This is a genomic window from Bacillus sp. SD127 (assembly GCF_058566445.1).
Genome location: NZ_CP191226.1, coordinates 3,511,541 through 3,526,052 on the forward strand (window position 1 = coordinate 3,511,541; position 14,512 = coordinate 3,526,052).

Sequence of the window (14,512 nt, forward strand, 5' to 3'; positions counted from 1 at the left end):
CTTACATAAATTCTTGCAATCTTCATTTTTTGCATCATTTCTCCTATGAATTGACGGCTGTTATCCTTTTTTGCCGGATGTATCTTTTTTTGCGGGGAGGTATTCACCAATTAATTCAAGTGCCGCAATGACATTTAAACACCATTGGGAGACAGTGTTTGTCGTTACCCACGGAAGCTCTTCAAGCTGAGTCCACGTCTCGATTTGCGCGGGGTTGATCGGAAGCGGCGTATGGCTCAGTTTATGGTCGAGCAAAAGATTCCACGCTTTTTCGGCGAGGTTATGGTCTTGTTTTTTTCTCGCAGCATAGGCTGTCATACCAGCCGCAAACATCGGCCAGTGAAAATGCCCATCATGGAGCGCCCCTCCGCTTTTTTTGCGTTTTTCTTCATCACTGAATGTGTAAAACTCGCCGAATTCACTCAGCATTTCCTCCCATTCACGGTCATCGAGAAGCTCTGCCAGCTCCATCCACACTTGCGGCGCGCCAAACGCAATGATCATATGATAGCCGCCCGCGATGCCGTCTCCCATGTGATGAAGCATAGATGTCGCCGGATTATATTCAAACGTCGGACCTGATAATAAGCGAAGGGGCAGGCGTTTCAGGCAGCTGATGCCAGTTTGGATTTTCCTGAGATATTCAGGATTCTCAGTCCGCTCCAATTCCGCCAGCCAGTTCGAGCAAAACGCCGCCCAGTCCGGCCCCGTTCTGACGTGAGTCGGGTGCTCTCCTTTCTCGTAGAAAGCACGCATCGGATCGGTGTTCACTAGGGCGGCATCGGCGTCCTTCACTTCTGTCAAAAGATCTCCCGTGCGCTCATCGCCCGTCAGATAATAGTAGAATTTATAAAGACCGGCCATGCTGATTCTCGCTTCCTTGCAGCCGCATCCCCAGTGCACCACGTTATGCCGGGAGCCAAGCCCCGCATATTCTCCGAGATGAAAACAGTCGGTTTCACTTGTATGTCGGGTCATTGCTTCAGCCATTCGGAATAAGTCTTCTCTGCCGGAGCGGAAAAACGCCTGCCACAGCCACAAGGTCGGAACGAGCTCATTATTTTGCCACGCGTACCCGCCGAGATCATACCGCCACATATGCCGGACCGGGTCATACGTATGCATGACGTCCCCATAGTTCCAGAACCCGTACCATCTGCGCTGCTCCACTTCTTTTTGATAAAACAAGAAGGCGGCGTCCAGCTGTTCTTCCAGCTCTTTTTTGACTGGATCGGCCGTATCGATTACACTCCAAACGCCAAGCGCTTTTGACTCGTAATAAACGTCCGGCTCACAAATAAGCAATGGCGGCGCCTGCCATTTGTCCGCTAACGCATTCAGCACGTCATCAGACGGCATCTGAGAAAAGCATGACAGGCTGATGTCGTTTGTGTTGGCAATGCCTGTCGGATCAGAGCGCATCTCATCAAACCCTTCGTACGCGCTGACGACATGGGTGTTCCCTGTATAATGCCTGAAATCCATTGCTTCCGCGTCTGGCGGCCAGAGCCAGACGGTCAAGTTCGGTTGATCACCGGCAAGACCTGTTATCTCAAGTGACGACGGATATTTTTCAAAAAAATACCGCAGACCGAGCGCTAAGCCTCCATTTTCGCCGCCCGCATAGCAAAGCCCTTTCGCCCGCGTACCATGCAGCATGTCAACCCACGAATATTCCTTGCCGGTCCGTTTTGCCAGTCGGTAATGATCGCTGGAGTCCTGAACGAGTTTCATATCATTCCAAACTGCGTTCTGTACGCCGTGTGCGAACCAATTCTTGTGCTCTTCACTTGGAGAAATCGGTTCCCCGTTGATGTGCCGCTGATAAAGAGGATGCCGTTCATTCCATTTGCGGGTGCCAAACAGCTGGGCGGGTTCTTTATAAACGCCTTTGTCCCCCGCAAAACGGAAATGGCGGTTGTACGGCTCTCCCTGTAAAAAGAGGGCAAACTGCATGCCAAGCCCTTTGATGAACTCTCGTTTGAAATTCCTGTCGATCAGCTGAGTGTGCATGATATTCATCTCTGAAAGCCCGGCATAAAACGTCAATCTGATAATGAAGGGCAGCCATTCTTCATTTGTCTTTTGGAGTACATGAACCCCCTCAATCTTGATGACAGCTTTTACAGGACCTCTCTGTTCAATGACCGCACGTTTGATAAGACTGACCGATGTTTCATGTGAGAAAACCTTTTCCGCCGCCTTCTCCTTTCTCGTTTCCTTTATTGCGATCAGCCGCCCGCCTGCGGCGATCGGCTTTCCGTTGATCACCAGAGATTGAATGATGTCGGAGCCTGTTTTATTCACAGTGCAGACAAGCGCCCCGGTATCCACTTGGATTGCATCCTTTAACTCGTGGATCATGAGCTTTTTCGCTGGCAGCTGGTTTTCATCTTTTTGAAGGGTAAAGCTTGTATCGGTTTGTTCACTGAACACAGCCGCGTGCTTCGTCCATTTGATGCTCCCGTCCGGCCAATAGGCCGACGGATCGCTTTGCACATAGAGGCTTTCACCCTTTGCATTTACAAGCGCCAGACAGTCTCCCTTTTTCAATTCTCCTCTTTTCCAAGGCACACCCCACGTTACGCCGCTTGTCAGCTTAGGTTGCTCTGATAGCCATTTGATCTTTTTCATCGGTTCTCTCCTTCCATATAAAAAAGCTGATTCAATGCAAAGAATCAGCTGCGATTACCAAACTGAATCACACGGTATTCGTGTTGGCCGACTGACAGTCTCCCCGCTCCGACTGAACGGTTTGCCAAAAGATCGGTCCCCTCTTCCGGAAGCGTCACACTCCCGCCTTTTCCATTCATATTAACGATAACCCATACAAGGCCGTTTTCTCCTTTTCTCGGGGCAACAATCGTACCGGGGGTGACATCGGACCTGACAGAAACGGCTGCTTCCCCCGCATAGTGCCTGACGAGTGCTTCCAGCATTGCATTCCCTTTTTCGCCTGATGGAAGCGAGCCGAGCATGACCATTTTCCCTTCGCCGTGCTCTCGTTCTGACAGAAATGCATGGCCGGCACCTGGCCCGGATTCAACTGTGCCGAGAGTGTTTCTGCTCTCTATATCAAACACCGCGCTCCACAGCCCGAGCGGCGCCGTCATGCCAAACGCTTTTCCTGTATTGGCATCCTCGTTCATCGGGAACGTGAACAGTGTTTTGATTCCGGCTGTTTTCTCCAGTTCTCCAAGGCCATAATCGGTATGAACCGTATGCTCGCCCGTACGCCCTCCCGTCAGCGGCCCGGCAATCCATATGCCGCCCGCTTCAGCAAATGCGGAAGCTTTTTTGATAAAAGCAGAAGACAGATAAGGCACAAAAGGCGTAAACAGCACACGATAGCCCTCCAGCGGAAAGCCTTCCGGAACGAGATCACGATGAATACCCGTGTTGAGGATGCGCTCGTAAAAGTGTGTGATAAGCGTTCGGTGTTGGAGCCCCCGGTGAGGTTCTGTTTTCAGAAACGCTTTCGCCCTGTCGGAATAGGTCATTGCAACCTCAGCCTGAACGGGCACAGTAGAAAGAATGATCGGTTCGATTTCCTTTCTTGCCCGCTCAACCGCCAAAACGTTTTGATAACCAATCGTCGGCTCTCCCCAGGCACTAAGGACGGAACCGTGTGAAATCTCGCTGCCTGAACGCTGCTGGCGCCACAGCCAGTAGCAAAATCCCTCGCTCCCCAAGGCGTAAGAAGACACGGCTTCAGCTTGTAAATACCCATCGGCGTGCGGCATGGCACAGCTTTCGAGCGAGGCTGCATATGACGGACTTGTTTCCAGAATCCAGAACGGGCGGTCTTTTTTGAAATGCCTCCAAATATCACAATTTAATAAAAATGCAGATGCATTTTCTTGGGAAGCGTACGTATCATAGGAAGCAAAATCGAGATTCTGAAACATCCGTTCATTGTCTGTGCTGAACATGACCGAGCCGTTATGAGTGATTGGCGCATCTGAATAACAGCGGATGATTTTCGCTTGTTCATCCGCAAATTGAGCGATCATCTCCATCGAAAACAGCTGATACATCGTGCGCAATGAAGCGTGATGCAAAAACGGGGCCGGACCCGGCTGCGGCACCTGCTCAAAGGTTTGATAGGTTTCACTCCACACATCGGTTCCCCACGCTTCATTTAACCGTTCAATCACACCGTAACGGTTTCTAAGCCAGTCATGCCATAAGCTTAAGCACGTCTCACACATGCATTCAGCCACATGGCATTTAAATTCATTATCGAGCTGCCAGCCGATCAGCCCCGGCAAGTGTCCCAGCTCTTTGGCGATGCTTGTGGTGATGATGGCGGCTCTTTTTCGGAAATACGGGTTATTTGTACACGCATGCTGACGGGAGCCGTGTCCCATCACCTCTCTTTTTTCGTTGGTGTGCATTCGCTCAGGCCGGCCGTGCGACAGCCAAATAGGCGGTGTCGGTGTCGGTGTGCACATGATTGTTTCGATGCCGTTTTCATACATCCGGCTGATTATTTCCTTAAAAAAGCTCACGTCAATTTTTCCTTCTTCCGGCTCGATCACAGACCAGGCGAACTCACCAATTCGCACGACATTGATGCCGACCTCCCGCATCCTGTCAATGTCCTGCTGAATCGTCTTTTCATCCCATAGTTCCGGATAATAGCAAGCGCCGTGATATAATTTTCTCCCCAAGTCCTTCACCCTTCTTTGACGATAGATTCTGTTAGTGGCAGGCCCAGCTCTTTCATGCCTTTCGCTACGAGTTTTGCCATTTCATTTGCGCCTTTTTTTGTAAAGTGCGTGTAATCGTCAATCCCTTCTGAAACCATAAAATAGGTGTATACTTTTTCTTCGCCCTTCTCAGTAAAGAAAGCGAGGCTTTTTTCCATTAGATCAATGAGCTGGACATTCTCCTCAGCGGCTGTCTGCTTCATGGCAATGCAATAATCAGGAAAGTCGTTCAAAAACACGCCGTTTTCATAATGAAAGCGGGCTACTGGGGTAATGAGAAGCGGATGCGCGCCTTTTTCTCTAGCGCCTGCGATATACTGCTTTAAATATTGTTTATAGGTGGTATAGGGCTCGGTGTAGCGCTCCGGCTTATTTTTTGACGCGTCATTATGGCCCATCTGCACAAACAGCCAATCATCCGGCTCAATCACATCAAGGATCGCCTGAAGCCTGCCTTCCTCCACAAAGGTTTTTGAGCTTCTGCCGCCGATCGCTTTATTGATCACCTGAATATGCTCCGGCAGATGCGAACCGAGAAACTGCCCCCAGCCCCCTTGATTTGTACTTTCTCCATACGTTTGGACAGTCGAATCACCAGCAAGATAAATATGATGTGCCATGTCTCATTCCCCCTCGTTTTTTTCACTTAATATAAACTCAATGGCAGAAAGCTCCTCGTTTGAAAAATACGCTGATTGCAAGGCTTGAACGTTTTCCTCTATTTGTTGCGCCCGGCTTGCTCCAATTAAAACGGAGGTCATCCGGGCATCCTTCAAAAGCCATGAGAGCGCCATTTGCGGGAGCGATTGTCCCCGTTCTTTCGCAATATTATTCAGCCTTTGCGCCTTACTGACCGCCCTTTCGGTTATGTGCTCCGTCTGCAGGAATGGACTGTTCGCATCCTTTGCTCTTGAGGTTTCCGGGATGCCTGAAACGTACTTTGTCGTGAGAAGCCCTTGAGCGAGCGGCGCAAACGCGATGCAGCCGGCTCCCTTTTTGTCCAGCACATCAAGCAGCCCTTTTTCCGGATCTCGGTGAAACATCGAATATCGCGTCTGATGGATGGCGAGCCGGACTCCGAGCTGTTGTAAAAGATCGGCGGCGCGCTCTGTCTCTTCAGGGCTGTAGTTTGACAGTCCGACATACAAAGCTTTTCCTTGACGCACAAAGCCCGCCAGCGTCTCCATCGTTTCCTCAAGCGGCGTTTCAGGATCAGGACGGTGCGAATAGAAGAGATCCACATAATCAAGCCCCAGCCGCTTTAAACTTTGATTCAAGCTGGCAGTCAAATGTTTTTTCGAGCCGCCATTGCCATACGGCCCCTTCCACATGTCATAGCCGGCTTTAGTGCTGATGACGAGTTCATCACGGTAAGGCGCAAAATCCGTTTTCAGCATGCGCCCGAACATCTCCTCAGCGGAGCCGGGCGGCGGGCCGTAATTGTTGGCCAGATCAAAATGGACGATGCCTGCATCAAATGCGGCTCTCAGCGTGGACCGCGCGTTCTCCGGAGAATAGGCAGCGCCGAACTGATACCAGAGGCCGAGAGAAATAGCGGGAAGCCTTAATCCGGTTCGCCCGGCTTTGTGATAGGTCATTTTGTCATAGCGTTCAGTCTTTGCTTCGTATCCCATACATTCCTCCTAAAGCGGCGTCTCCGCTTTGTTTCCCGCTATGTACAGAGCGGGCTTCGGCGGTTTTTTCATTCCTGTTCCGAGATAAAAGCTTGTGTGCGGCGGCTGGTTGTACGCGGTGTTCTGCCAAGCGATTCCAAGCCTGTAAACCGGATCGTGCATCAGTGTGTAAAAACGATGTCGGGTAAGGTGTGTCGTTGTATAGATACGGAGCGCACTGCTGTCTTCGGTTCTCCAAATGACCTCTTCCCGCCAGTCTCCGAACAGGTTGGCCTGAAGAACCGGGTTTCCTTTTGTCCCGTTGTTGGACAGCACACCTTCCGGCTGAAAAATCGTATTTAAACAGCGGTTTTCAGCATCCCACTTTTCAATCTTTGGTTTGCCGATCGTTCCATTCCATTCATGATCCAACAGCTCCCTGACCAAGTCCCCGTCCCACCAAATGGAGAAATTGGCGGAAGCAGGCGCTTTGTCGCTGATTTTTTCTCCTTTGCTCGTATAGAACCCATATGACATTCCTTCATTGCCCGGCGGATCGATTCCCCAGACGAGCGATCCCTTGTACCGAGGGTCAATGTGAGCCGCCATTCCTCTGCCGACATCTGTTCCGGCATGGACGCCCCATAACACCTCGCCCGTTCCGGCATCACGCAGCGACAACCCATACGGCTTGCTTGCGTCCTCATGAACCTGGAACACTTCAAGCCCTTTGCGTGACGGATCTAGATCGCCGACGTGCATGGCGTCTCCGTGTCCGAGTTCCGTCGTGTACAGACCGGTTCCGTCATGATCAACCGCCATGGCGCCGTAAATAATTTCATCCTTTCCATCTCCATCAACATCGGCAACGCTCAAGCTGTGGTTGCCCTGTCCCGCGTATGCTTCATGCCCCGGCTGATTGGAATCAAACGTCCAGCGTTTCTTCAGCCTGCCATTCCGGAAATCATAAGCGACGAGTACTGTTCTCGTATAATAGCCCCGTGCCATCACCAGGCTCGGCCGCTCTCCATCCAAATAAGCGATTCCGGCGAGAAAACGGTCCATGCGGTTTCCGTAGCCATCTCCCCAATCCTCCAGTTTTCCCCGAGGCGGTTCATAATCGACAGTCGTGAGCGCTTCACCGGTTTCCCCTTTAAACACTGTCAAATATTCCGGACCTGACAGAATACGGCCCTGCTCATTCCTGAAATCGGCACGCGCTTCACCGATGATGTTTCCTTTGCCGTCTATTGTGCCGTCGGCTGTTTTCATAGCGATTTCTGCTTTTCCGTCACCGTCTAGGTCATAGACCATAAACTGCGTGTAATGGGCGCCTGCTCTGATATTTCTGCCGAGGTTGATCCGCCACAGAAAAGTGCCATTCAGTTTATAGGCGTCAATGAGGACGTCTCCGGTATATCCGTCGTGGGCGTTATCTTTTGAGTTGGACGGGTCCCATTTCAGGATGATTTCATATTCTCCGTCCCCATCCACATCTCCGACGCTCGCATCATTGGCGCTGTAGGTATACGGTTTTCCGTCCGGCGTCACGCCGCCTTCGGGTTTGTTAAGCGGGAGCTCGAGAACGTTTTCCCGCCAAACGGGAGCTTCTTTCGAAAGCCTTTCTTCCCGGCCTTTATAGACAGCCGCCACTTGATAGAGAGAGTCCTCCGTTCCCTTTTCATCCAGAAAATTGGTGCTATCCGAAATCGGTTTGCCAGTGATCCGATCTCCGTTCCGATAAATGTGAAAAGTAACAGTCTCATGATCGGTTCCGAGAAAACGCCAGCTCACAAATACGCCTTGCTCCGTTTTGACCGCGATTAGGCCTCTGGTCAGGTATTCCATTTGCCTCTTTTTCGGTTTCATTTTAAATGGGAACGGGCCAAGCGTGCGGCCCGTTCCTTCCCCCCTTCTGTTAAGGCGTATACATATTCGGTTTAGACTGTGCCGCCATGCCGTCTCCTAAAAAGAAGCTTGTATGCGGCGGCTGGTTATACGCGACATTTTGCCAGGCAATGCCGAGCCGGTACACAGGATCATGCATCAGCGTATACAGCCTGTGCTCGGTCGGAATTGTGGTGGTGTAGATGCGGAGCGCACTGCTGTCCTCGGTTCTCCACACAGCTTCCTCCCGCCAGTCACCGAGCAGATCAGCCTGAAGAGCCGGTGTTGCTTTTGTAGAGTTATTGGAGGCAGCACCTGATGCAGTCAGCAGGTTTTTAGAAACGCCGTTTTGATAATCCCATTTATCGATCCTGTTGCTGTCCAGCTGTTCCCGCAGCAGGTCACCGTCCCACCAGATGCCGAAATTGGTTGACGATGGCACACTGCTGCCGATTTTGGCGCCTTTCGATGTGTAAAGGGAACCGTTCGCCCAAACCTCCTGTCCCGGATAGCGCGGATCAATATCAGCGGCCATGCCCCGGCCTACGTCCTTGCCGGCGTGAACACCCCAAATGATTTTTCCTGTTGCGGCATCCCGGAAAGATAAGCCGTATTGCGCGTTTTTGTCCTCATGAACCTGAAATACTTCAAGCCCCGGACGGCTCGGATCAAGATCTCCGGCATGCAGCGCGTCTCCGTGGCCTAAGCCTGTCGAGTACATGCCTTTGCCGTCATGGTCAACAGCCATTGAGCCGAAGATGATTTCATCCTTACCGTCTCCGTCCACATCTGCAATGCTTAAGTTGTGATTGCCTTGTCCGGCGAAAGCTTGATTACCCGACTTAGAGGAATCCAGCGTCCAGAGCTTTGACAGTTTTCCGTCTCTGAAGTTATACGCAACAAGCATGGTTTTGGCGTAATAGCCTCTAGTCATAATCAGGCTCGGACGCTGTCCGTCGAGATACGCAATGCCCGCAAGAAAACGATCGACCCGGTTGCCGTAGCTGTCACCCCAATCCGATACGTTCCCTCGTGCCGGTTCAAAGTTTGAAGTGACAAGCTCTTTTCCCGTTTCACCTTGAAAGACAGTCAGGTACTCAGGACCAGAAAGCACACGCCCCTGCTCATTTCTGTAATCGGCATTCGCATTTCCGATCACTTTTCCCTTGCCGTCTTTTGTTCCGTCAGCGGTCTTCATCGCCACTTCCGCTTTTCCGTCACCATCCAGGTCATACACCATAAACTGAGTGTAGTGTGCGCCCGCTCTGATGTTTTTGCCGAGACCGATTCGCCATAATCTTGTTCCGTCCAGCTTATACGCATCAATAAACACTTCACCCGTATAGCCGTCCTGTGAATTGTCCTTTGAATTGGACGGATCCCATTTGAGGATCAGCTCATACTGCCCATCGCCATCCACATCGCCCGTACTGGCATCATTGGCACTGTAGGTATAGGCTTCGCCCTTTGGTGTCGTGCCGCCAGCCGGTTTATCAAGCGGAACGGAATGATACGGCTGTGCCCATACAGAGGCTTTTTCAGAAGCGGCCTGCTCGGTTCCGTTTACAACAGCCCGAATGGAATACGATGAGCCAGCTGTTCCGTTTTTATCGATATAATTCGTGGATTTGACAGGCGAAGCATTCAGCTTTTGTCCGTCTCTGTACACATTAAACGTCACAGATGCGTTTTCTGTCCCAAGAAACCGCCAGCTGACAAAAATGCCGCCATCCGTTTTGACTGCCACAAGGCCCCGGTTCAGCGCTTCCATCTGCCGCGCCGCTCCTTCTGCTTTGACAGGAAACACAGAAGCCCCCATCATCAACAACACCAACAATGTGAGAGTGGTAAACATGCTTTTTCTTCGTCTAATCATCAGACAGCTCCTTATCATTTATCTGTAAGCGCTTACTTAAATTGGATTTTATGCGCTTGAGGAGCTGTCTTCAATGTCACTTTTTTGCATAAACGTTTTTGATTGGCTGCACTTTTTTGCCCGTTTGTCATTTTTTTGTTTATCCGGCCTGATGGCGGTGCTGCGCCTCTGTTTTTTGAAACCCTCTGAAAGCAAAAAACATCGACACGAGCCCAAATAAACTTGGGCCGTAAAATGGGATCAGGCCTGGAAGCGTATACAGCAAATAAAGCACAAATCCGCAGCCGATCAGCATGCAGCCGGTGGTCAGCGGCCGCATGGCGCCAAACAGCAGCGCTTGGGGAATATATTGGCGAAGCGGAAGCTCGTAATGCACATAAAGAGGAAACACATACATGAGCGCGACGGTATACAAAAGCCCCGCCAAGAGGGTGCAGCTCGTCACGGTAAAGGACAGCCAATCCGCACTTGCCGAAAAATAATAATAATTAGCCGACAAAATAAGCAAAAGGGCAAAAAACGCAAGTCCAATCGCATTGACCTTCAGAAACTCTTTTTTGTAGGTCTCCAGAAATAACGCAAATACCGGGACATCTTTTTGTCCCATCAGCCATTTCCGTATGACGGCACACATCGCGGCTGTGCTCGGCGCCCATCCGAAAAGAACGCCGCCCAAAAGTGTAAACAACAGCCACAGCCCGTTCAGCCACGCGATTTTCACAACCGCTTCACAGCCTGCATAAAGCGCATCCGTCACAGTCGTCTTCATCTTCTCACCGCTTGGTGCACAGACAAATCACGATAAGCGGCTTTCATCGGCGCCATTTGCCTCAGCCCGATTTTTCCTTTTGTTAACACAGGTCCGAATGTGCTTCCGTCATCCTGCCACTCCAGAATGGGCAGATCATTGATCGAAAAATGCACATACCCTTTATCCTTAATAAGCTTCATATGATACGGGGAATCAGCGTCGTCCGGAGAAGGCAGCGGATCAGCTCCCATTGCAGCGAGGTGGAAACCGCGGCTTTTTCTTAAATTGCAGGTGCGGAACGCTCTTTCCTCCGGGTATTTTCTGCGGAAATACGACAGATGGAGCGCATTGATGTCTCCGGAATGGTATTCGGGGTACTTTCCTGTTCTTTTCTTGAGTCGCGGGTCAAATAAGTCCTCGCCTCCGATGCCGGCAGCCGCGAAAAACAGCATACACAGCCCCGGCTGTTCAATCGGGTAAAAATCCCACTTCACAATGATGCCGTCGGGAAATGTTTCCGGGCACCAATAAACAAAGTGCGCTTCGTCCTGTACATGTGACAGGTGCATACGGTGATCTTCGAATGAAACCTGCCCGCCTCCCTCCATCCGCCAGTCCTTCACATCGCTTGCTGAACGGAGCGGATTGCGGTACAGGCATGCGCCTTCTTTATACATGTTCTTTCCCCTCCCGGCTCACGAGATGGTCCTTCAGCGGAAAGCCGATTTCTTCGATGCCTTCAGCAACGAGCTTCGCAACCTCCATGGCCCCTTCTTCTGAAAAATGCGTATTATCCTCAATGCCATCTGGATAATTCGGATGTTCATTCGGCTGGAGCCACACGAACAAACACTTTGACTCCTCCGGTCCGTATGCTTCATAAAGCGCCTTTGTTTTCGTTAACAAATCAATGACCGGCACATCAAGCTCCTTCGCTAACGCTTTCATCGCATCCGGATACTCACCGAGCGTGTGCTCAATCCTTCCGTTTTCATCAAAGCGGCGGCGCTGCACCGATGTAACAAACACAGGCTGTGCTCCTTTTTCTCGTGCTGTTTCCGCAAACAAAGTGAGAAATTGCTGATACGTCGAGTACGGCTTCGTCCCCCGCGGTTTCTGGTCATTGTGGCCGAATTGGATAAACAAATAATCGCCTTGTGCTATGCACTCAGCAATCGCCTGAAGCCTTCCTTCCTCCACAAAAGAGTTGGTGCTCGCTCCCCCTTTGGCGTGATTGCGCACTTTCACCTGTTCAGTGAACAATTGACCGAAAACCTGCCCCCAGCCTGCCATCGGCGCTTCATGCGGCGGGCAGTCGCTTACGGTGGAATCCCCTGCTAAAAACACCTGAATCGGTTTTTCCATCACATGTCCTCTCCTTTCACGGCGTTTCCTGATACATTTGCCTGAAAACTCCCGGCGGCATGCCGACCTGCTTTTTAAAAATCCGGTTGAAATAATTGTGGCGATAGCCGACTTCTTCTGACACATCATGAATTTTTTTATTTGTATTTACCAGCAGTTCTTTTGCTTTTTCAATTCTGATGCGGGTCACATAATCAATAAAATTAACGCCCGTCACTTGTTTAAAGGCCTTGCTCAAGGTATAAGAATTCATGCCCAGCGCATCCGCGCAGCTTTCAAGAGAAAGATCCGCCATATACTGCTCATGAATCATCGCAATCACACGTTCTGCCACCTGTTTTTGCTGTCTGTTTTTCCTGCCTTCAAGCTTGGCGAGGTACGGGGTGACAACCGCATCCATCAGCCAGGCAGCCGCCTGGACAGGCTCATGCAGCTCGGATATTTCCCGAAGCATATCCCTGTTGCCAAACAGCTCGCTCGGATGAAGGCTGGAATGCAGAATATCCTCCTGGATGCGGGAGAACAGCTGAATCAGCGCAGAATGCACTTGTCTGTCGCTGACCGCCTTTTCGGCCAGTTCATCCATACATAAGCGAATCAGCTCTTCTGCTTCCTCTTTTCTTTCCAGCCGAATGGCCTGAACGATTTGCTTTTCAAGTTCAAAAGGATAGCAGGGTGCGGATGGCTCAGCCTGAAAAACATCATCCTGCAAATCTATGATCTGATGGCAATTGGCAAAACACCTGCGGGACTTGCCGCTTTTCACATCCTTAAACAGAGATGGGATATCCATAATACGGGCCGATTGCCTGCTCATTGTTCCGGTCAGGCTTAGTCCCGTGACAGCACCAAATATGCGGGCCAGCTCTGAAACATATCCCCTCAGATCCGAGCCGCTCGTTTTCATCACAAGCACGGTGACGGAAAGGCGGCCAATATCAAGAATTGAAGGGTGAAAACGGCGGTTTGCCGCAAGTTCCTCATGTAAATTGGTCAGTGTAAACACAGCAAGCTGTTCATCATCGGCATAGAACATGCTCTTATCACCACGAAGCCCTGTCACCTGAAGATCAAGCACGTGAAACTCGTGTTCTCCGATGTCCCAGCCCGCATCCTCCATCCGCGATCTGAGACTGTCCTCTGTGTCATAATAAAAATCACCCTGAAGCAGATGCTGCAAAAAACTCTTTTTCATATGGGGCGTCTGCCGGAGCAGTTGCTCTTGAAGCTTTCGGCTCTCAAGGGAAAGATCATGCCATCTCTTTTCTATCCACTTAAATTCATCCTGACCTGACGCCTGCCATGTTTTTCTCTCTCCTCCCGTAAACAGTCCGAGCAGATGCTGAATCGGTCGATAGATTTTCTTTGAAGCGTACCATGTCATGCACACAGCCAAGCCGATACAAATGACAAGCATCACAATAATCACCTTTGATAAAAACACCATCGGCGCTGTAATGGCTGAAAGAGGCGCTGCAGAAACAAAGGTCCACTTCTGATGCATTCGCTTCATTTCTCCATAGGAGACGGAATACACCGTGCCGTCCCAATCCATCTGAAAATGGCCTTTCTTGTGAGGCTGTTTTTTCACCTCATTCATTAAAGCATTTTCAAAATCCTTTTCTCCTCTATGGAAAAGCACCTCTCGCTTTTGATCCAGAAGAAGCGCGCTGCCTTCAGGGTAAGGAGACAAACTTTGCAGGAGCGCCTCCATTTCTTTCGGATCTACCGTCAGCATGATCGCGCCAAACGGTTTCTCAGCCGCACCCGGAATGAGCTGAATCAGCGCGGCGTCTTTTCCCGATCGGCTCCAATAAATACTCCGATCGGAGTCGAGAAGCGAGCGGTATTTGCGAAGCATATCCTGTTCTGTCAGTGCGCTGTATTCGGGGCTCAGCACAAGAGGCCGGGGGCTGTTCAGAAAGATAGAAGCCTGCTGAATCAGCGGCTGCTGGTCCCGCAATAGAAACAGCTTTTTCGTTATTTGATAGGAGAATGTAAAGTCTTTCTCCAAATCCTTCTCGGCCAATCCGTTCATCAGCGAGGAATCGTATGCCATTTGGGCAAGTGTCAGCTCAAGGTCTTCCAGCTTCTCATCCATCCGGCTGACTTCACGCGCCACCTGTGTTTCATGCGACTTTTGCAGCTCTTTCTCCACCTTATCGATAGACAAAAAGTAGATGGCCCCGCCTGTCAGCAGTCCGGGAATACAGGCAATCAGCAAAATGAAAACAAAGTTTCTTTTGAAATACGTTCCCTTCCAGTGTGAAACCCGTTCTTTCTGTTGAGGCTGTTTTTTCATCCCTTT

Annotated in this window: 10 protein-coding genes; all 10 read right to left on the reverse strand. The window is 50.6% G+C overall.

Annotation, left to right across the window (positions count from 1 at the left end):
• Positions 1-60 precede the first annotated feature (60 nt).
• Positions 61-2,634 carry an exo-rhamnogalacturonan lyase family protein gene (locus tag ACQVGS_RS18320; protein WP_491830324.1) on the reverse strand — a complete coding sequence of 858 codons (2,574 nt, stop codon included), beginning with the start codon at positions 2,632-2,634 and terminating at the stop codon, positions 61-63.
• Between the two features lie 44 nt (positions 2,635-2,678).
• Positions 2,679-4,673, reverse strand: a complete 1,995-nt coding sequence (locus tag ACQVGS_RS18325; protein WP_491830325.1) for a beta-galactosidase — start codon at positions 4,671-4,673, stop codon at positions 2,679-2,681.
• Between the two features lie 5 nt (positions 4,674-4,678).
• A complete protein-coding gene (locus tag ACQVGS_RS18330) occupies positions 4,679-5,332 on the reverse strand; it encodes a rhamnogalacturonan acetylesterase (protein WP_024120506.1) in 654 nt (217 codons plus the stop codon).
• A 3-nt stretch (positions 5,333-5,335) separates the two neighbouring features.
• Positions 5,336-6,346, reverse strand: a complete 1,011-nt coding sequence (mgrA, locus tag ACQVGS_RS18335) for an L-glyceraldehyde 3-phosphate reductase (protein WP_491830326.1) — start codon at positions 6,344-6,346, stop codon at positions 5,336-5,338.
• A gap of 9 nt (positions 6,347-6,355) precedes the next feature.
• Positions 6,356-8,194, reverse strand: coding sequence for a rhamnogalacturonan lyase (locus ACQVGS_RS18340; protein ID WP_263463712.1), 1,839 nt, complete (start codon positions 8,192-8,194; stop codon positions 6,356-6,358).
• Between the two features lie 49 nt (positions 8,195-8,243).
• The gene (locus ACQVGS_RS18345; protein ID WP_444876422.1) at positions 8,244-10,088 is read right to left on the reverse strand and encodes a rhamnogalacturonan lyase; all 1,845 of its coding nucleotides are present in this window, start codon (positions 10,086-10,088) and stop codon (positions 8,244-8,246) included.
• 139 nt (positions 10,089-10,227) lie between these two features.
• Positions 10,228-10,857 (reverse strand): YesL family protein, encoded by a 630-nt coding sequence (locus ACQVGS_RS18350; RefSeq protein ID WP_105991310.1) that lies wholly within the window; start codon positions 10,855-10,857, stop codon positions 10,228-10,230.
• Positions 10,854-11,516, reverse strand: a complete 663-nt coding sequence (locus ACQVGS_RS18355) for a YesU family protein (protein ID WP_106022444.1) — start codon at positions 11,514-11,516, stop codon at positions 10,854-10,856. The genes ACQVGS_RS18350 and ACQVGS_RS18355 overlap by 4 nt, the downstream gene beginning before the upstream one ends.
• Positions 11,509-12,207, reverse strand: a complete 699-nt coding sequence (locus ACQVGS_RS18360) for a rhamnogalacturonan acetylesterase (protein ID WP_106022445.1) — start codon at positions 12,205-12,207, stop codon at positions 11,509-11,511. The genes ACQVGS_RS18355 and ACQVGS_RS18360 overlap by 8 nt, the downstream gene beginning before the upstream one ends.
• Before the next feature lie 13 nt (positions 12,208-12,220).
• A complete protein-coding gene (gene yesS, locus ACQVGS_RS18365) occupies positions 12,221-14,506 on the reverse strand; it encodes a transcriptional regulator YesS (protein ID WP_491830327.1) in 2,286 nt (761 codons plus the stop codon).
• Positions 14,507-14,512 lie beyond the last annotated feature (6 nt).